The following is a 16,960-nucleotide window of genomic DNA, read 5'->3' on the forward strand; positions in this document are numbered from 1 at the left end:
TTGGTCATCCCATCCAGCCGCCGGCTGCATATCGAGGCTGCGCAGCGCGCTTGCGCTCGATTGGCTCCTCGTAGGCCACACACATCAGGCCGAATGCATCGGCACCGTGCGATGACCAGTCATGTTCGGGGCCAAGGCCGATATTGCGCGCCTCGTCAAACTTCTCGTGATACCAACCCAGCGCATCGATGCCGGCGGCGCATGTGGCTTCGTTGAACCAGACAGCAGGGAAAAGTCGCCTCGCCACCTCAACGCGCTTGAGCGCTGCGCCCTTGCCCTGGTTGGGCACCGTGCGAACCTTGAAGCCGGCGGCCGAGATATGATCCTCGAAACGGATCGCCGTTACCGCGTCCTCTTTGCTGCCATCATGAGGCAGAATGCATTCTGCCGAGCCGTAGCCCTTGGATCTCAGCCATTCGAGATGAGCGGCGAGCGGCTGCCTGACTGCCTCGTAATAGTCGAGAACCCGGATGGTCTTGCCGATGAACTGGCAAATCCAGATGGCCGTTGCGTCCCGAACCCCAATGTCCCACACCGCGTAGACCGGCAGGATTGGGTCACGTGAAACAACACCGATGCGGCCCTGCCGCCGCGCTTCTGCCAAGCTCCTAGCGTAATAGGCGCCTTGGAGAACCGTGGCGTAGTCGCCTTCCCAGATATGCGCGTATTGATCGGGATCGTCTCTGAGGCAGTCCATGCGCTCTTGGGCAAGCACGCCCGGGAACCAAGGATTGTCCGACCAGTTGGCGCGAACTACAGCGGCGCCGGTTGGTTTCTTCTCGCCCCTCAACAGAACGTCGATCGGATCTGATTTCCTGCGAGGGTTCCAACTCGCCCATATCTCAGAGCCATCGGCGCGGATTGTCGGGCGAAGCAGTGTCAGCGACGTAGTGGAAAGCGTCTGCGCTTCCTCGACCCAGGCGCGCTTGAAGCCTTCCAGAGACTTGATCGATTCCGCCGTATGGTCCTGCAAGCCTTGGAACAAGATCACGCCATCGCCGGGCGTTTCGATCTTCTCGTTGAAGATCTTGAAGCCGTCCGCAGTCCCAAGCCTGTATTCGGCCAGTTTTGCCTCGATCAGGCGCTTGGCTGAATCCTTCAGGCTCTTTTGTACCTCGCGAACACAGACCGAGAGCAGACCCTTTTCCGCCAGGCTGTCCTCGATCATCAGGCCGGCGAAGAAATGCGACTTGCCAGAGCCGCGCCCGCCGTGTGCGCCTTTGTATCGAGCTGGAGTTAGAAGAGGTTCGAAAACCTCCGCCGTCTCAATTTCCAGTGTTCGCCCGGACAAGGCGGCGCTCAATTACATGGACTAGGCTGATGGGATCGCTTTCGTCATCACCGACAACAGCCTGTGGTACTTTCCCGTCGATGCGATCGGCGATTTCCTTGATTGCCCAGCCTTCGCCGAGAAGTGCTTGGTCAACCAGCATTTCCGCGACTTCGCGCAGCTTCGGCTCGCCTGATTTGCCCGTCGCGGTGATCGCGATCTTCAGCATGTTGGCGAAGGACTTTTCCTTCGGAGGACGGCCAGCCATTAAATTGGCCTAACCGTTTGATTGTTCAAGATTGAACACATTGGCAGTTCCTTTCGGATTGTTGCCGGGAATTATCGTCCGATGAGATCCTTGACCATTGTCGGGAAGCTCCCGAACAAAAACCCCGCGCTCGTAAACGCCAGCTTCTGCAACGGGTCGCTGATTGCTTGGCTGGTCAGCGCCAGATAGCAAACCTCTAGGATTGTGCAGAAGCACACTACGACAAGCAGAATCCATCCCGACATGATGATGAACTCGGCTACACGGCCGATGGGAGGCGATGGTTCTGACATCGTGCCTCGCTTCAAGGTTCGAGCGGCCAGACCTCACAGGCTGGACTGCGCGCGAGTAGCGAACCCGCACCGGATGACGCGCTCTGGCTGCCACGTCTGGCAGATCGGGTTTGCAGGCGGCTCCACGAGATCAGGAGCGCTTACCCGTAGGCAATGCCGTTCACGGCGATGTCCGGAGCCTGCAAAGGGTGATTTGTGGGATTTCTGGCAACATTACCGCCAGTACGACGAACCTAGCATCTCGCGCGCACGACTGTCAAGCACCAGAAATTTATCGCGTCGAAAATTTCCACAGAATGGCCAGCACATCGAGATAGGAGCGCAGATTGTCGGTCATTGTATCGCGCTGCCGGCGCGTCTCCGTCAGTTCATGGATCGACATGCCCTGCCCTGCTATGTAGCCCACCAGGCGATAGGCATATTCGCCATGAGCCTTGAGCAGCGCATCGCGCGCCGACCTGAGTTCGAACCCGGCCTCTAACTGACGAACCGTGATCGGCTCCGATATGCCGCCCCCGTCTACCGGCTCCCTGGAATAGTCCAGCGCACCGGCTCCCGCTCCGCCCATGCGCTCCCACAGCGCGCGGAAGCGATCGGCCGCTGCCGTCTGTGCCTCGTCAATCACCCCCTTCGCGGCGAGTGTGGTAATGGCGCTCTCGCGGATGTTGATCGGCTGCTGCACATAGCGGACATTGGTCTTCACGCCGTCATGGTCCCGCGACCAGTTCGGGTTTTCGATGTTAGCCATGCCGATCTCGATATGCTGAGAGACGAACTCTGGCTTTCTCTTCGTCGCTGCCTTTGCCATACTGTCCCCGTTAGGATTGCTACCGAACTTCGCGAAGGACCCGCCCCATCTTGGCGCGTCGTTCTGGATAACGTCTCTTGGCCGCCAAGATTGACGTGTGGTCACGATTCAGGAGGCGGCCGATATCTGGCAATGAGAACGTCGTGCGCCGACATGCCCAGTAGCAGATGAAAGACCTCACGAATGCAATGCGCTGATCCCTGCGAGGGCTCAGGATCTCTATTTTCGTCACGCCGAATAACTTCATGGCCCGATCTTCGATCTGACGGAATATCCTTCCATTGGGCTTCACGCCCGCCTCGCGAAGCTCTTCCTGGATGGCATTGATGCGCTCTTGTCTTTGGAGCACTTCCAGCCGACGACGTTCCTTTGCGGCCTGTTCCGCCTCCCAGGTGGCGCGCTGTTCAGCCAACCGCAGGCGCCGTCGCTCCTCGCGCTTGGCGGAGCCGCGAAGATAGATGCCGCGCTCTGTATTCCGGTATGAAAAAATGTGCATGGGTTTACTCCTTACGCTCGTAGGGAATTGGCAGATTGCGTTCGATGCAGCGGCCGTTGGTTATGTAGCGCAGCGCTGTAGCCTCTGTGATCCGCATCATTTCGGCGATTGCTGCCGTGTCGCGGCCGAGCTTGAAGTGCTTATAGGCGCGGTCGTAGCGATGGTGGTCCGGGTGCGGTTCTTTGCCCGCATATGCGATGAGCATGACGCTACTCCGCTGTCTGTGCTTGTTTCGATTCCGGCCCGTAGACGATGCCTAGCGAGGCAATCCAGATTGCTCCGGTCGGGACTTCCTTGTTGGCGCTCAGCTTTTTCCACTGGTCGAAGTTGATGCCTTCGAAGAGGACTTTGCGGTGGGCATTCTCGGCCAAGCGCTTCTGTTGCCTGACCTGGAACGGAGCTAGAGGGCCGGGGAAATAGCGAGGTGCCGGGAGTGATCTCTGCGGTTTCGGGTTAGCGTACTCCTGACGCTTGCGGGCTTCCTGAGCGAACCTTGCGGGCGTCGGGGCGTAGTCAGCCGATTGTCCCTCGACAAGGCCTGCATTGAATCGCCGCGCCGCCTCAATGATGGCTACTGGTGATAGGCCCTGAATAGCCAATTCGAAGGCGCTGATCGTCAGGTCTGGGTTCCCCGCCGTCAGCGGAAACCCCTCCAACATCCGTGTCAGTTCGAGATACGCTTGCTGATCCATTGAACCTGTCCATCGCGACATCTGTGAAAGTACGTCTGCGGCCTGTTTCTCGTGGGACAGAGGCCCATTCGTCGTCCCAGCATTCGCCATTTAGCCATGTCGCCGGGTGCTTGAAGTCGATGCGCTCTGGCTTGAAGCGGATGTAATCGGCGATTGCCGCAAGCATCGTTTCGAGCGTCGTCTTGCGGATGGCTTTGTCGAACGCCGATCTGGCGTGGCCCTTGGCGACACGGCGCGGATAGGCTGACCAGAAAGCATCGAAGTCGGTCATACGAGTTGCACCTCTCGCCCATAGAGCGCGTGAAAGAGCTTCGCCTTGTTGATGAAGTCGCGGGTGCGAACACCCTTCGAGTCCTCTGTGACGAGCCTTCCCGTCTTGCTCTCGACATATTCGAAGTCGCCGACATAGGTGGCGACATGCAGGCTGTTGACGGTGAGCGGATAGCGGGGCTGCAGGCGAAGCGCCTTGATCTCCCCTGCCCGCTCCAGAAGCTTCAGTTCGCAATACCGATGAGCCTCGCGCTTTGACGCAAAGCGAATGCCGTCAACGGCTGTCGGCACATTCCGGTATTTTCGAGCCGGCTGCCTCATCCCAGCAAAGCCTCGCATGCCCTATACAGGCAATACGCCGCGCCAAATGCAGCACCGAACCCAATAAGCACGATAGGGATAAGCCCGCGCCAGAGGGGTATGCGGGTTTCTTCCTCGATCTCCGGTTCGTAGTGCCCGGTTGTGGTGTCGTAGTTGTAGACAAGCCCATCATGGGCGATGAAGCGGTGGTGTTTCATGGCTACAGCTCTCCCCGCATTAACTGGACAAGAAAGAAGCCGGCGCCGATGGCGAGAACCCAAAGCACAATGATGAGAGGGGCGCCGACGAGCAAACCCATGATGGAGCTGTCCATGATGTGATCCTCACTTGACCTGGATGTCGGGGATGATGACCGATGGCTTGAAGACGACGCGGTAATGGTACGCATCGGCTGATGCCGGTTCGATTTGCTCGGCGAAGAAAGTCACGTTGTCCGAAAGCCCGAGAAAATGCTTTTTGAACTGGCCCGGGCCGGTCTTGCACGTCACTGACAGTTCGCGTTGGTTGTCGAAGTTGCCGAGAGAGCAAAGACCTTCCACAGTCAGGATGTAATCGCCAGTGATGCCGTTGTAGAAAACGATGCGGCGCTGGATTTCGAAGTAGTCAGCCGCCTTTGAAAGATTGTTGGATGCCACGTCGGCATCCGTGCATCCTGCCAGCGCCGCTAGTAGACATGCGACAGCGATTGCCTTCCTCATCTCATTTCCCTTTCCGCGCCTTTCGCAGCGCGCGCCAAGCCTTGAGCCACCGAATGATGGCCTCCCAGAGTTGCATTGGTTTCCTCGATTTCTCGCGCTTCGCGCTCCATTCGCTCGGCGTCGTTCTCAATCCATGAACACAGATACGCGTACTTGTTACGCAGAAGGCGATACACATCCCCATTGGGGAATTTCATCGTCCGCCAGTTCTTCTGGAGACGCTCTGCTTGAGCCGGCGTAATGCCCGCGTCTACCGCCGCACGGTCGCGCGCTGCCGTCCATGTATCGCCTTGCCCGCGCCAATGGAGTTTGGCAGCGGCATTGAGCAGATGGAACGATTCCTCTGCACAGGCACTCGGATTACTCATGACTTCGCCCCGTTTTGGTACGGATTGGTACCGACTTGGTTCGGACATTTTGGCTTCCTCTTCGCTATGGTGTGTCCGTCACCAAGAACGACTAGGCCAGCACCGCTGGCGGATTGGGAAAGATGTACTTGACCCACGACAACTGGAGAGAAACGGAAAGCGTGGGTGATGCTGTTCGCCGCCTCACTGCAATGATCGACGAACGGAATGCGAAGAAACGAAAACACCTTGCCGGCGGTGGGTTTGCGCCGGCAGAAATTCAGGTTGGCAGCGATGTCCCCGCAGCCGACAGTGGCGGCCCGGCCAATGATGTTAAGAGCCGGGCCGCTCATGACGCTGCCTCCAATGGAGCTGCAAAATATGATTCAACCGCTGATTTGCGTGCTGCGATTGCGGCGTCGAGCGTATCGAAGGAGCCGAGATGCTTATTGCCAAACTTGGCGTACCACTTCGCCCCGGTCTTCGACTGGCGGCGCCTCACGCCATCGATACCGCTAGCGCTCGGCGCGACGGTTCGGTTAAGGACGTTGACGAGGCTTTGCACGTCTTGGAGGTTGCTGATCCGGTTATTGTCTCGGCATCTGTCTATGTGGTCTATTTCGAACTTTGGCATCTGGCCAAAAACATAGAGCCATGCCAACCGATGCGCGCGGTACGCCCGCCCGTCCAAGGTTATATAGATGTAACCTTTGCCATTCTTGGATCCGGCAATATTGCCAGATCGCATGGCATTCCATTTGATCGCGCCCGGCACTGGCTTCCACCTGAAAATGCCGGCCTCGGGATCGTAATCCAGGCGCGAGCGGAGGTATTCTGCGGTGATTGTCAACCTATTGCCCCCACTGGCTGCGTGTCTGGAGAAAGAGGCCCGCCGCGATGCGCAAGGGGTTAATGCGCTTCAAGCGGCGGGCCAGTTTACCGCTACCGCCGAGGGGGAGGATGACCAGCGGCAGCGGATTGGAATAGGCGACGGACGCGCGGCGATACTCGTTCAGAGGACCAACGGTTGCGCGCGTCCTGATGCTCCAGGATCGACCGCTGACTCTACAGATCGCGACACAAGGGACGCCCTGGAGGATTGGTGAGGGGGCCATTATCCGGCCCCCCGGCTGAGAGGTTCACCGTGGACGATGATCCCCCCCTGACTGAGCCCATCATCGTAACCGACATTTTTGCTACCGGCGTCGATGTCGAACGCGTCGATGGTGAGGTACGGCTGATTGCCTGGGTTTCGCACGGCGAGGAACATCGCATCGTCAATCGGCTGGTCTTGCCAGATGCCGTCGCCAGAGCGCTCATGCGTGATTTGAAGAAGGCCCTCGCCAGCGGGAGCAACTAATGTTGCGCCATCATAGGTTGCGGCCTGTAACCGTGCGTTACATTCATTTACAAAGCCGTTACCATTCCCGCAGATCGCTGTTAGTTCTTCTACAGGCGCCCCTTGCTGTCTTCCGCCATAAGCCCCAGCCTCGTGTGCGAAGGGCTTTGGAGGAAGAAAATAATGGGCATCATGCTTGTCGAGCCGACGATCGTTCAGGACATCTTCGTCAATGGCGTCTTGCCCGAGGACATGGGCGATGGAACGATGCGGTTTACCGGCTATTCCAAACAGCGCTCCCTCTCCTTCGAGGGCATAGACTACGTGGTGGTGAACCGCGTCATCATGCCGGTGCCCGCAATCATGGCGTCCATCAAGGAGACCATGAAGGCGCTTGGCGTCCAGTGCTGCGGCGGGGAGAGGATGAGGTTGCTGGCGCATTAAGCGACGGCTCCCGACTGGCGCGCCCGGAACCAATGTCCAATGATCGAGTTCCGGGTGGTGCCGCAAGCCTTGGCGATCTGAGCGGCAGTGGCTTTGTCGCGATTGGCCAGAGCCGTTTCGCGCACAGTCTCACGCAAATCGATATCGCTCGGTCCTTGGGACACTGCGACGAGTTTCGGTCGGCGTCCGGGAGACTTGCGCCGGTCCTTCCTCGGTTCCCGATGGGGAAGATCCATGTGAAGGGCCGCCCAATTGTATATTGCGGCGCCGCTGAAGCTGCGCACGCCTTCAACTGCCGCAACCGCAGCGGAAATCTCTGCCCAGCTTTTGCCTTCGGCATAGAGGCGTCCGATCACTTGCGCGCGAAGCGGCGACACAGACCAACGCGAGGCGGCTTGGCTCTTGATGCCCTTGGCGTTGCAGTAGGTCCGCAAACGTCCCGCAAGGGCGCGACTGCCGTTGGCGATCGAATTAATCGACTGCCCTTGCCTTACCAGTTCGGCCAGAGGAGCCAGTTCGTTTTCCCTGGAGAGAGAGATTTTCAGGAACTCAACGCCGCCCACACTCGCTGCATCGCGAAGCCGGGAAGAAGCGAGGCCGAGAGACTGCCCAGCCTCGCTAAGCGTCATAGGGTGTTCTTTGAGGAAATCCGCCAGCTTTTGAAGCGCTGCGTGATGCATCGCGCGCTTCGACTGGCCGCCGAATTTCTTCACGATCTGGCGAACGCGCTCTCGCGTGATGCCGTAGACCTCGCCGATGCTTTCCAGCGTCTCGCCGGCTTCATTTCGGGCGAGGATATCAAGCGCTCGTTCGTTGGGTTCACTCTGGGGTTGCCGCCCGCGCCTCTCCGGCCAGTCAATGCCGAGTTGTTTGCTGCGGTAGTAGAGGACCGAGAGATTGACGCCCAAGGCGTCGGCCGCTTCCTGCTTAGACAGACCCTCATCGCGGGCTTTGACGAGCAGCGTCTTAATAGCTTCCTGAAAGGCGTTCATTTAGGCGGCCTCCATGCCTTCATAAAGATCGGGTCGGAGATCCTTGCGGGGAATGCCCGTGGCTTTCTCGACAGCAACGAGATGGTCGCTCGGGACGCGCTTCCACTGAAGGATCGCTGCGTGAGTGATTTTGCAGGCGCCGGCCAGTTCAGCCAGGCGCCCGCGTTCTGCTTTGATCCATTCGGTGAGTTTTTCCATGACGCTTGCACGTTAGTCTGGCTAACGCCGAAAGGCAAGAACTTTTTGTTAGTTTGGCTGCATAGACCGATTTTGCCTGCGGGCGGATCATGCTAGGATGGCTAAACAGGTCAGAAAACAGACACTCCAGCGCCGTAGGCCGCGTCATTACGTGAAGCAGTGGCGGGAGTATCGCGAGTTGACCCAGGAGCAGCTGGCCGAGCGCGTCGGAAAATCGCGCGGCCTCATTTCGCAGATCGAGAGCGGCACGACCGACTTGACCGAGGAAATGATTTACGCGCTGGCCGACGCTTTCAATCACACGCCCGGCGACGTTTTCCGGGTGAACCCCCTGAAAGAGGGTGTCGTGGTCGATATCACCGATGCGCTCAGAGGAACGCCCGCCGATATCCAGGCTGAAGCTCTTGGCTTCGTGCGCGGTCTTATCCGGCGCCAGTAGCTCTTCCTCTAGGCCCATGACAGTTGGTGAAGCTGTTGTCCGGGCAAAAGGGTGACTAGCCCCGTGCCTTTCGGCATCCGAGGTTCGTCCCCTTGCTCATGACAGTCGGAGCCTAGCCGCCGCCACGGGCATCGACAGACGTACAACAGCGCTGTCGATCTTCCGCTACTTCACAGCCCTCTGGTAAGGACCGGCGAACACCCCTTCGGAATTTCGGGCTGGGGCTTCCATTTGTTCGCGCCCGGTGGTATGGAGATACCGCTTCACTGCGGTCGAAGTCGCCACCGTCTTTCCAACCTTTCCGACTTCGATTCGGCCCCGGCTCACGACCGGGGCTTTTGCTTTTAGGCGCTTCCCTTCCCGACATCAAGAAAAAAATGTTAGCCAAACTAGCGGACAGGGGTTTACATCCCGGCTGACTATGTTAGTGTGACTAACGAGACGACCACGAAGAAGCGCAAGCCGATCAAGTATTGCAACGGAACTGGCCTCATGATGGACACGCGCGAAACGTGGAGAATGAGATGAGCGAGACAGTAGAACCGCTAAAGGATGCAGAGATCGTCAAGCTCTGGCGCGAATGCGGAGGCAAGACGCAAGACTACTTCGGCAACCCGCGCTCACCGGAAGCCTACGACGAAGCCTATATCATTCCCGATCACGGCTTCATGCGGTTTGTCTCACTGCTCGAAACCCGCATCACAAACATTGCCCGTGAAACCGACGGACGCCTCGCCTTCAAGGCCGGCTGGCGAACGAATGCCACGACTGACCAGTCCCAGGAATATCTCGACGGATGCGAGCGCGTCGATTGGGAGGAGTACAGGGCGCGCGGGCTGTCTGCCTACCTCGATGGCCTGAAACCGGACTCCAAAGCCACCGCCTAACCACCACCCCACCTCTGCCACCCGGCGCCGAAGATAGGGAGATACGAGACACCATGACGAACCAGGTTACAGCTTGGCACTTTGCGGGGAAGACATTGCGTGGCGGCCTTCCGCTGCCGGCCGATGGAGCATGGCTGAGGCATGAAGGCGATGTCGAGATTTGCGCCTCTGGCCTTCATGCCTCCGAGCGCGTTATCGACGCTCTGCAGTATGCGCCTGGCTCCACGATCTGCCGCGTCACTTGCCGCGATATCGTCACCCGCCAGTCGGACAAGTTCGTCTGCCGCGAGCGCCGTATCGACTGGCGCATTGCCGATGGCGACGAACTGCTGCGCTCATTTGCCCGCAGGGCCGCCCTGTCAGTTATCCATCTTTGGGATGCGCCGGCAATAGTCAAGCAATACCTCGAAACCGGCGACGAAAGCATAAGGGCTGCCGCGTGGGCTGCCGCGTGGGATGCCGCGAGGGCTGCCGCGAGGGCTGCCGCGAGGGATGCCGCGAGGGATGCCGCGTGGGCTGCCGCGTGGGCTGCCGCGTGGGATGCCGCGAGGGCTGCCGCGTGGGCTGCCGCGAGGGATGCCGCGAGGGATGCCGCGTGGGCTGCCGCGAGGGATGCCGCGAGGGATGCCAAGCTTACCGAGTTCAATAGCCTTCTTGAGCAGATGCTTATCGAGCATCACGAACGCGAAATGGTGGCAGCCTGAAACCGTCGCCCGAGGTCGGCCGCCTAGGCACCAACCCCACATCATCTCTTCGCTGAGATGGAAGAAAGGAACAGAGCAGATGAGCATCAGCAAGGAAACCGCGATTGATATCGCTCTTGCTTACCGTGAGATCGAGACGGCGGAAGGCCTCCTAGCTGACATCAACAAAGCCGTCGAGCGGCGAGAAGTACCCGATGTCAGGGACGCGTTCGGCCGCTTGCAAGGTGGCTTCCAACTCGGCGTCCCGACAAGCGACACATCGCGCACGCTGTTCAATGTCCCGTGGAACTTGGCTCGCCCTATCATCGAGGCGCACATCGCGGCCAAGAAATCGCTCGTCGGCGCACTGAACGAAAAGGCGCGCGTCGAGATCGACCAGCCGGCCTAAGCCCCAACCATCCCCCATTCGCTTCACAGATCGGGGAGAGAAGGAAAACGAAGATGCAGACCGAATGGACAGCCGAGCAGCAGAAAGAGCACCGGAAGCTTTGGGTGCAGGCGCTGCGCAGCGGAGACTATGAGCAGGGTCAAGACTATCTTGCCAACAAAGGCCTGTATTGTTGCCTTGGGGTCGCCTGCGTCCTTACGGGCATGGATGACGACGAGCTTAGCCTCTGCGGAACTCTGAACGAATTTCCTCACGCCATGTCTTACTTCGGACTTGCGACTTGCACCGGCGAATACGGCGACACGTCCTTGGCCAAGATGAACGACGGCGGAAAAACCTTCTCCGAGATCGCCGACATCATCGAATCCGAGCCTCCCGGCCTCTTCGTGGATCACACCCCATGACTGTCCGCGTCAACCCCGAACAGGGCTTCCAGCATACCTTCGCTCAGGTGCGCGGGGCAATCCTTGCGACTGTCTCTGTCGATGAAGCAGATCGCATTGCCGGTGCATGGCGCATCGCCAGCCAGGAAGTGGATAGCTCGATCCTGATGGTTCGCGTCTACCGGCGGGTTCTGGCCGAGGCCGACGAGATGTTGACGCCGACTGTCCGCCTTCATTCCGAATCCGACGTGGCGCGGGCCGCAAGGCTCCTGCCTTGGCAACTGGCGGTCTACCTCGGGCATGTGCGGACCATATCAGAAACCGAAGCAACCATGAAGGCGCGCGGTATCCGGTTCGCGCTTTCCAGCGACGATTGGAACGCGTGATGTCGCCCGAACTCATCTGGATCGAAATGGCCAGACTGGTCGAGACAAGCACGGCCTGGGAGGTGCGCTTCAGGCGCTATGACAGGCTCATCGACTCCGGTCTGTCCTGTGAAGAAGCCGCGCAGATCGTCGCGCAGTCCGAAGCCGATGCGCTCCTGATGCTCGCCGCTCGGGCTGAGACGGAAAGGCAGGCAGCATAATGGATGCGCACACCAAAATGCTCAACGACGCGCTGGCCATGGCGGAAGCGCCACAGGATGGCTACGGCGCGGGGTATCTGGAGTACCAGGCGCGAACCATCTTCCGCGACCTGGCACGCATCTACGGTTTTGAGGGCGCCAAGGTCGTGTTCACCGAAATCATGCTGTCCGAAGCAAGCCGCAAGAGGATCACCATCGATGGCTAAGGCACCGGACCGCATCCGCGTTGCGCAAGACGAAGATGGATTTTGGACGTGCCGAGAAGCCGTTAGTGGCTCGCCAGAATACATCAACGCCGATGTCGCAAATGAAGTAATTAAAGACATCCTAGCAAGTCTTGTGGCGTCTGTCTCTCTTTTGAAGAGAGGGAACAAGAAGGCCGCACCGTCTGACAAGATGTTTGATATTATGATTTCCGACTACGAAAAGTCAATCGAACGCGCCCGGAGGTTCTTATCATGAGCGAGAACACCAAGCTCTGGGATATCCTTGGCAGGACCGACCCCGCGCACACAAAGAGCTTCACACGCGGCGGCGGCTTCAAGGGGACTGCTCTTAAGCCTATGTGGTCCTTCCGCCGCATGACGGAGGAGTTCGGGCCATGCGGAATCGGCTGGGGTGTTGGCGAGCCGACATTCCAAGTCGTTCCGGGCGAGAACCGGGAAGTGCTGGTCTATTGCACCGCGTCCATCTGGTATCGGCAGGAGAACACCGAAGCCAGGGTCTATGGCGTCGGCGGCGACAAGGTTGTGACGCACATCAAGGCCAACGAGCAATACAAGCGTCCCGAGCGCTGGGAAAGCGATGACGAAGCCTTCAAGAAAGCGTTCACCGATGCGGTAACGAACGCGCTCAAGCTGATCGGCGTCGGCGCCGACATCCACATGGGCATGTTTGACGACAACAAATACGTCAACACCATGCGCCATGAGTTTTCGGATGCGCCGGCACAAAAGCCGACCCGCCATTCTCTCAAGAAGGATATCGGCGACATCACCAAGCCAGACCGCTGGGACGAGTTCGAGCGGGAATTGCTCGAATGCACCACCATCCCGCAGTTGAACAAGTTCAAGCTGGCGTGGAGCGCGATAGCCGAGGCTCAGGGATGGCAGGACGGTGAGCTTGGCTGGCGCACCGTGGCCCGAGAGGAGATCAACAAGCGCCAGCAAGTCATCCTGAACGGACTGCCTGACGACGACACCTTCCCAGGCGATCGACCTTCGAACGGCAATTACGTCTCCACCATTCAAGCAGGCTGAACCAGAGAAGCCGGGGCCGCGAATGGCTCCGGCGGAAAGGCCAAGGGACATGGCAAAGCGATCAGACAAGCCGGTATACAGCTTCATCCGTAAGGGGAACTGCCTGGTTCCCGAGATGGACTACGATCTTCGCGCGCTCGACGGCGTGGCGAATGGCCAGCGCGTCCGCCTCGATGTCAAGGAATGGCGCAACCTCGATAGGCTCCGCGCCTACTGGTCGCTGCTCCATGAAGCTGTAGCCTCAACCGACATGTCGATCAGCGCCGAAAAACTGCATGAGGTTATCAAGCTCGAAACCGGACTTGTCGATCTGGTGCGCTTGCCCAACGGCATGACGGTCGCGATCCCCTCCTCCATCGCGCTGGATCGCATGGCCGAGCCCGAGTTTATCGCCTTCTTCCAGAGCGCCGAGGAATTCCTGGCGCGCGTCTACGGCTTTGTCAGCGAGAAGAGCGAGGCCGCATGATCCGCCAGTCCCGCCAAATCTGGCGCCGCGCCCACCCGGTAAAGCTCCCCAGCCGGGATACGAGCGTCCATGCAGAACTTGCAGATGCGAGAGCAAGAGAAAACCTCAAGCGGTCTCAGCTCTCCGATGAACTGGTCCAAGCGCTTTCATTCGTACTGAGTGAAGCCGGGTTTCTGAGGGAGGAGTGAGGGATGGCGAACCGCAAGGAATTCGGCTCCAAGGTTCGCAAGCAGGCGCTGACACGCTCGGGCATGGTCTGCGAAGCGATCGGTGACTGGTATGGCCTACCGGAAGGCCAGCGCTGCGCGCGCGACCTCGCTTACGGCGTCGAATATGATCACTACATCCTTGACGCGAACTCCAAGGACAACAGCTTGGAAAATTGCCGCGCCGTCTGTCCCGACTGTCACAAGTGGAAGACCGCAAACCGGGACACGCCGCTCGCCGCCAAGACCGTGGCTCAGTCCCTCATGGGCATGAAGACCCGCGTCAAAGTGAAGATCCCGCAGCGTCCGAAATCCCCCAAGCCCAACACCCCCAAGCCAGTCCTTCCCTGGAAGGCGATGTACGGAAGGATAGAGCCGTGATCCATTTTCACGGCACCCCGATCTCGCCGCGCTCCGAGCTCATGAAAATGGCCGGCAAGCACTTCTGCGTGTCATTTGCTGATGCGCGAGATGGCGACTGGTGTCTTCAGAATGCCCAGAGCGTCATGTGGGACAACGGCAGATTTACAGCCTTCACACAGGGCAAGGCGGTCGATGATGCCAAACTTTACGCCTGGCTTGAACCTCGCCTTGGTCATCCGCATTGGGCGGTAATCCCCGACGTAATCGATGGGTCTGTCGAAGATCAGCGGCGTCTCGTTGCTGAATGGCCATTCGACCTCTGGCTTGGCGCACCTGTCTGGCACATGGGGCTTCCAATAGACTACCTCCTAGAGTTGGCGGATCAATGGCCGAGGATGTGTTTCGGCAGCTCGGGGCGTTACTGGCAAGTCGGTTCGTCCGACTGGGAACGCCGCGCTGATGAGGCTTTCAATGCTCTAGCCAAACGCGGGCCGCTGCCGTGGATCCATATGTTGCGCGGCCTCGCGCTTGCTGGGGACCGCTGGCCATTCGCTTCTGCTGACAGCACCAACGTTGCCCGCAATTTCAAGAACGTCGGATCGGAAGTTGACCCCGAGCGGATGGCCCGCCGGATCGATTCCGTACAATGCCCGATCAACTGGGCCACGCGCCCCGAACAACAGGACATGTTCGCAGCATGAATACCTACAGTCACCAATTCTACGCTCGTTGCCCCGGCAGTGGGGATACGATCGAGTACTCCCTCAAACTCGAAACAGGTCGCACCGTCATGGTTGAAGATATCGAGAAGGAATGCAGTTTCCCAGAGCCGGCATATCATGAAGATATCGCCAACAAACTCGCAAAGATATTCGGCGGCCGGCAAACGATATCGGCCTACCACGGCTGCATTCACATCGAGACGGTACGGGTGCGGGCATGACCAAGCTTTTCGTATTAATGGCGACATTCGCCGCTACCGTCCCAGCAGCAAACTGGCTCATCGGCCACATCGGAACCGAATGCATCCCCAATGGCCCATGCATCATTCCGGTTGGCTTCGATCTCACCGCCCCGAGCGGTGTTCTAGTCATCGGCGCAGCTATGGTCCTGCGCGATGTTGTGCATGAGGCAGGAGGCGCGAAGGCTGCCATCCTCGCCATTGCTATCGGTGCGCTTCTGTCGTGGTTCCTGGCCCCGCCAGCGCTGGTTATCGCATCCGTCGCAGCATTTGCCCTGGCGGAACTCGCCGACCTCGCTGTCTACGCCCCTTTGAGACAGAAAGGCCTTGGCGTTGCTGTCCTCGCCAGCGGCATTGCTGGTGCCGTCATAGATAGCGCAGTGTTCCTCTGGTTAGCCTTTGGCTCGCTCACCTTCATTGAAGGTCAGATACTCGGCAAGGCCTGGATGAGCATTGCGGCGTTTGCATTCATGGCCATCCGCAACAAAACCGCACAGGTGCAGCCATGACCCCCACCCCCGCAGTCGCCATCCCAGAGACAACACGCGATCTGGAGGCGGATGCGCTGACGCCCATGTCTGGGTTTCTCATATTCCTCAAGGATATGCGATTTACCGGCTCATGGGATGTGCCGACGCTAAACCGCGCCATAGAAGTCGGCGAAACGATTGTCTCGCAGTCGCTCGCCTCCTCCTCGGCAGCACCATCAGGAGAGGCGGAGCCGGTGGCTTGGCGGTGGACGTGGAAAACCGCGACGGAAGACGACGGCTGGGCCTACACCGAAACCGCTCCCTCCGGGTTTGATGGCCAGCGAATTGTCCAGCCCCTCTACGCCACCCCCACCCGTCCAGCATCACCCATAGAACAGGGCGAGGTGGAAAGGCTGATCGAGGAATATCGGAACCTGGTCAAGACTGGTGCTGAATATGCCGCGAGTGAGTTGCGGCTAGCGCCTACATCAGCCTTCGAAATCTACATGGGCCATTTTCGCGACATTGGCCGCGACATTGAGGCCGCCCTTGCCGCCCTCCAAGCAGAACTTGCCCAGGTGCGGACGGAGCGGGATATCGCCGAAGGTACCGACCTTCTGGACGGCGATGGATGGGTTTTCTGGAATCCGGACAGCGGCGAGGAATATTCCCCAAATCACCCCGTAGAGAGCGGTGAATGCGAGGACGCTGAAAAAATCCGCAATGCTACCGCGCAAGAGGACTTGCTTTGGCAATCTATGCAAAACGAGTTCGCCAGAGCCGAAGCCCTCACCGCTGCTACCGCAGTAGCGGTGCCGGGGATGGTGCTGGTCCCGCGCGATTTCATTGAGTTCGTGAAGTCAGCGCCTGTTAGCAGCGGCGTCTGCTGTTGCGGCGACGACATGGAAACGCACCCTGAGCCGATATCGTGCGGTCACACACCTGTCGATCAATGGCACTATTCGTTGTCTCAGTGGCTCGACCAGATCGCCGCCGTTCCTGTGACTGAGGGCGGGCCATGAGCGACGACCGCAAGCACCTGTGGGAAATTGACCACCCGTATTACATGACGGAGGGCAACTACTTCGCCCGCGATTGCCATACGGAATTCAAAACCTGGGACGAGTTCCTAGACGAGTGGCGCGACAGCGATATGGACTACAATTGGTTCGTTCGCTGGGATTGGCGCGAAGGCGAGAATTGGGATTTGGGCGAATACAACGGTGATGACTACTACCGCCACGCCGTATTCCTCCTTCAGATGATCGGCCAGCGCAAGGCAAAGTTGCTTTCATTCGAGGTTTCGGTTTGTCGAGCCGATGAGCCGGCCATCCTCGAATTTCTCAAGCCGCGATGGGAATACATGAAGCTGATGTGGGAGCCGCTGTCCAATGCCCGCTAACCCCAACCAG

33 protein-coding genes are annotated in these 16,960 nt (G+C 59.0%); 19 read left to right on the forward strand and 14 right to left on the reverse strand.

Annotated features, from left to right (window positions below; all coding sequences use genetic code 11):
- Positions 1–4: 4 nt before the first annotated feature.
- The 12 genes from EN786_RS12545 to EN786_RS12595 all read right to left on the reverse strand — a co-directional run bounded on the left by EN786_RS12545 (position 5) and on the right by EN786_RS12595 (position 6,313).
- Positions 5–1,303: a phage terminase large subunit gene (locus EN786_RS12545; protein WP_246688731.1), complete on the reverse strand. Its 1,299-nt coding sequence runs from the start codon at positions 1,301–1,303 to the stop codon at positions 5–7.
- Positions 1,266–1,499, reverse strand: a complete 234-nt coding sequence (locus tag EN786_RS12550; protein WP_145972925.1) for a hypothetical protein — start codon at positions 1,497–1,499, stop codon at positions 1,266–1,268. Before EN786_RS12550 ends, EN786_RS12545 begins: the two co-directional genes overlap by 38 nt.
- Before the next feature lie 603 nt (positions 1,500–2,102).
- Positions 2,103–2,639: a hypothetical protein gene (locus EN786_RS12555; protein WP_246688732.1), complete on the reverse strand. Its 537-nt coding sequence runs from the start codon at positions 2,637–2,639 to the stop codon at positions 2,103–2,105.
- A gap of 19 nt (positions 2,640–2,658) precedes the next feature.
- Complete coding sequence (locus EN786_RS12560; protein WP_135908469.1) at positions 2,659–3,135, reverse strand: helix-turn-helix domain-containing protein; 477 nt, start codon at positions 3,133–3,135, stop codon at positions 2,659–2,661.
- A gap of 4 nt (positions 3,136–3,139) precedes the next feature.
- Positions 3,140–3,340, reverse strand: a complete 201-nt coding sequence (locus EN786_RS12565; protein WP_135908471.1) for a hypothetical protein — start codon at positions 3,338–3,340, stop codon at positions 3,140–3,142.
- A 4-nt stretch (positions 3,341–3,344) separates the two neighbouring features.
- On the reverse strand, positions 3,345–3,827 hold the full coding sequence (locus EN786_RS12570) for an FAD-binding oxidoreductase (protein ID WP_135908473.1): 483 nt from the start codon (positions 3,825–3,827) through the stop codon (positions 3,345–3,347).
- A 267-nt stretch (positions 3,828–4,094) separates the two neighbouring features.
- The gene (locus EN786_RS12575; protein ID WP_210238901.1) at positions 4,095–4,436 is read right to left on the reverse strand and encodes a DUF1064 domain-containing protein; all 342 of its coding nucleotides are present in this window, start codon (positions 4,434–4,436) and stop codon (positions 4,095–4,097) included.
- Positions 4,415–4,615: a hypothetical protein gene (locus tag EN786_RS12580; protein WP_135908477.1), complete on the reverse strand. Its 201-nt coding sequence runs from the start codon at positions 4,613–4,615 to the stop codon at positions 4,415–4,417. The genes EN786_RS12575 and EN786_RS12580 overlap by 22 nt, the downstream gene beginning before the upstream one ends.
- Before the next feature lie 126 nt (positions 4,616–4,741).
- Positions 4,742–5,116, reverse strand: a complete 375-nt coding sequence (locus tag EN786_RS12585) for a hypothetical protein (RefSeq protein ID WP_135908479.1) — start codon at positions 5,114–5,116, stop codon at positions 4,742–4,744.
- Entirely contained in the window at positions 5,113–5,484 is a 372-nt protein-coding gene (locus EN786_RS12590; protein WP_246688734.1) for a hypothetical protein, read from the reverse strand. Before EN786_RS12590 ends, EN786_RS12585 begins: the two co-directional genes overlap by 4 nt.
- Positions 5,481–5,816 (reverse strand): hypothetical protein, encoded by a 336-nt coding sequence (locus EN786_RS37695; RefSeq protein ID WP_189524284.1) that lies wholly within the window; start codon positions 5,814–5,816, stop codon positions 5,481–5,483. Before EN786_RS37695 ends, EN786_RS12590 begins: the two co-directional genes overlap by 4 nt.
- Positions 5,813–6,313, reverse strand: a complete 501-nt coding sequence (locus tag EN786_RS12595; RefSeq protein ID WP_135908482.1) for an HNH endonuclease signature motif containing protein — start codon at positions 6,311–6,313, stop codon at positions 5,813–5,815. The genes EN786_RS37695 and EN786_RS12595 overlap by 4 nt, the downstream gene beginning before the upstream one ends.
- 294 nt (positions 6,314–6,607) lie before the next feature.
- Between EN786_RS12595 and EN786_RS12600 the strand changes: the two genes are divergently transcribed.
- Both EN786_RS12600 and EN786_RS12605 read left to right on the forward strand, forming a co-directional pair.
- Positions 6,608–6,823 (forward strand): hypothetical protein, encoded by a 216-nt coding sequence (locus tag EN786_RS12600; RefSeq protein ID WP_135908484.1) that lies wholly within the window; start codon positions 6,608–6,610, stop codon positions 6,821–6,823.
- 162 nt (positions 6,824–6,985) lie between these two features.
- The gene (locus tag EN786_RS12605) at positions 6,986–7,246 is read left to right on the forward strand and encodes a hypothetical protein (protein ID WP_135908486.1); all 261 of its coding nucleotides are present in this window, start codon (positions 6,986–6,988) and stop codon (positions 7,244–7,246) included.
- Here EN786_RS12605 and EN786_RS12610 read toward each other — a convergent pair.
- Both EN786_RS12610 and EN786_RS12615 read right to left on the reverse strand, forming a co-directional pair.
- The gene (locus EN786_RS12610; protein ID WP_135908488.1) at positions 7,243–8,238 is read right to left on the reverse strand and encodes a sigma factor-like helix-turn-helix DNA-binding protein; all 996 of its coding nucleotides are present in this window, start codon (positions 8,236–8,238) and stop codon (positions 7,243–7,245) included. The genes EN786_RS12605 and EN786_RS12610 overlap by 4 nt on opposite strands.
- Complete coding sequence (locus tag EN786_RS12615; protein WP_135908491.1) at positions 8,239–8,436, reverse strand: YdaS family helix-turn-helix protein; 198 nt, start codon at positions 8,434–8,436, stop codon at positions 8,239–8,241.
- A 97-nt stretch (positions 8,437–8,533) separates the two neighbouring features.
- Between EN786_RS12615 and EN786_RS12620 the strand changes: the two genes are divergently transcribed.
- From EN786_RS12620 to EN786_RS12700, 17 genes are all read left to right on the forward strand, one after another.
- Positions 8,534–8,875 carry a helix-turn-helix transcriptional regulator gene (locus EN786_RS12620; RefSeq protein ID WP_135908493.1) on the forward strand — a complete coding sequence of 114 codons (342 nt, stop codon included), beginning with the start codon at positions 8,534–8,536 and terminating at the stop codon, positions 8,873–8,875.
- 524 nt (positions 8,876–9,399) lie between these two features.
- On the forward strand, positions 9,400–9,762 hold the full coding sequence (locus EN786_RS12625; protein WP_135908495.1) for a hypothetical protein: 363 nt from the start codon (positions 9,400–9,402) through the stop codon (positions 9,760–9,762).
- Positions 9,763–9,815: 53 nt separating this feature from the next.
- The gene (locus EN786_RS38560; protein ID WP_246688735.1) at positions 9,816–10,466 is read left to right on the forward strand and encodes a hypothetical protein; all 651 of its coding nucleotides are present in this window, start codon (positions 9,816–9,818) and stop codon (positions 10,464–10,466) included.
- A gap of 79 nt (positions 10,467–10,545) precedes the next feature.
- Positions 10,546–10,854, forward strand: a complete 309-nt coding sequence (locus tag EN786_RS12635) for a hypothetical protein (protein WP_135908497.1) — start codon at positions 10,546–10,548, stop codon at positions 10,852–10,854.
- A 53-nt stretch (positions 10,855–10,907) separates the two neighbouring features.
- Positions 10,908–11,258, forward strand: coding sequence for a hypothetical protein (locus EN786_RS12640; RefSeq protein WP_135908499.1), 351 nt, complete (start codon positions 10,908–10,910; stop codon positions 11,256–11,258).
- Entirely contained in the window at positions 11,255–11,623 is a 369-nt protein-coding gene (locus tag EN786_RS12645; protein WP_135908501.1) for a hypothetical protein, read from the forward strand. The genes EN786_RS12640 and EN786_RS12645 overlap by 4 nt, the downstream gene beginning before the upstream one ends.
- The gene (locus EN786_RS12650; RefSeq protein WP_135908503.1) at positions 11,623–11,823 is read left to right on the forward strand and encodes a hypothetical protein; all 201 of its coding nucleotides are present in this window, start codon (positions 11,623–11,625) and stop codon (positions 11,821–11,823) included. The genes EN786_RS12645 and EN786_RS12650 overlap by 1 nt, the downstream gene beginning before the upstream one ends.
- Positions 11,823–12,029: a hypothetical protein gene (locus EN786_RS12655; protein ID WP_135908505.1), complete on the forward strand. Its 207-nt coding sequence runs from the start codon at positions 11,823–11,825 to the stop codon at positions 12,027–12,029. Before EN786_RS12650 ends, EN786_RS12655 begins: the two co-directional genes overlap by 1 nt.
- The gene (locus EN786_RS12660) at positions 12,022–12,285 is read left to right on the forward strand and encodes a hypothetical protein (RefSeq protein WP_135908507.1); all 264 of its coding nucleotides are present in this window, start codon (positions 12,022–12,024) and stop codon (positions 12,283–12,285) included. Before EN786_RS12655 ends, EN786_RS12660 begins: the two co-directional genes overlap by 8 nt.
- Positions 12,282–13,082 carry a hypothetical protein gene (locus EN786_RS12665; protein ID WP_135908509.1) on the forward strand — a complete coding sequence of 267 codons (801 nt, stop codon included), beginning with the start codon at positions 12,282–12,284 and terminating at the stop codon, positions 13,080–13,082. Before EN786_RS12660 ends, EN786_RS12665 begins: the two co-directional genes overlap by 4 nt.
- Positions 13,083–13,131: 49 nt before the next feature.
- Positions 13,132–13,548: a hypothetical protein gene (locus EN786_RS12670; RefSeq protein WP_135908511.1), complete on the forward strand. Its 417-nt coding sequence runs from the start codon at positions 13,132–13,134 to the stop codon at positions 13,546–13,548.
- Positions 13,549–13,739: 191 nt separating this feature from the next.
- Positions 13,740–14,135, forward strand: coding sequence for an HNH endonuclease signature motif containing protein (locus EN786_RS12675; protein ID WP_135908513.1), 396 nt, complete (start codon positions 13,740–13,742; stop codon positions 14,133–14,135).
- The gene (locus tag EN786_RS12680) at positions 14,132–14,818 is read left to right on the forward strand and encodes a hypothetical protein (RefSeq protein ID WP_135908515.1); all 687 of its coding nucleotides are present in this window, start codon (positions 14,132–14,134) and stop codon (positions 14,816–14,818) included. Before EN786_RS12675 ends, EN786_RS12680 begins: the two co-directional genes overlap by 4 nt.
- A complete protein-coding gene (locus EN786_RS12685; RefSeq protein WP_135908517.1) occupies positions 14,815–15,060 on the forward strand; it encodes a hypothetical protein in 246 nt (81 codons plus the stop codon). The genes EN786_RS12680 and EN786_RS12685 overlap by 4 nt, the downstream gene beginning before the upstream one ends.
- Positions 15,057–15,587, forward strand: a complete 531-nt coding sequence (locus EN786_RS12690) for a VUT family protein (RefSeq protein ID WP_135908519.1) — start codon at positions 15,057–15,059, stop codon at positions 15,585–15,587. The genes EN786_RS12685 and EN786_RS12690 overlap by 4 nt, the downstream gene beginning before the upstream one ends.
- Positions 15,584–16,570 carry a hypothetical protein gene (locus tag EN786_RS12695; RefSeq protein ID WP_135908521.1) on the forward strand — a complete coding sequence of 329 codons (987 nt, stop codon included), beginning with the start codon at positions 15,584–15,586 and terminating at the stop codon, positions 16,568–16,570. The genes EN786_RS12690 and EN786_RS12695 overlap by 4 nt, the downstream gene beginning before the upstream one ends.
- Entirely contained in the window at positions 16,567–16,950 is a 384-nt protein-coding gene (locus tag EN786_RS12700) for a hypothetical protein (protein ID WP_135908523.1), read from the forward strand. The genes EN786_RS12695 and EN786_RS12700 overlap by 4 nt, the downstream gene beginning before the upstream one ends.
- Positions 16,951–16,960: the final 10 nt, after the last annotated feature.

The organism is Mesorhizobium sp. M4B.F.Ca.ET.143.01.1.1 (genome assembly GCF_004792275.1).
Classification (GTDB): domain Bacteria; phylum Pseudomonadota; class Alphaproteobacteria; order Rhizobiales; family Rhizobiaceae; genus Mesorhizobium; species Mesorhizobium abyssinicae.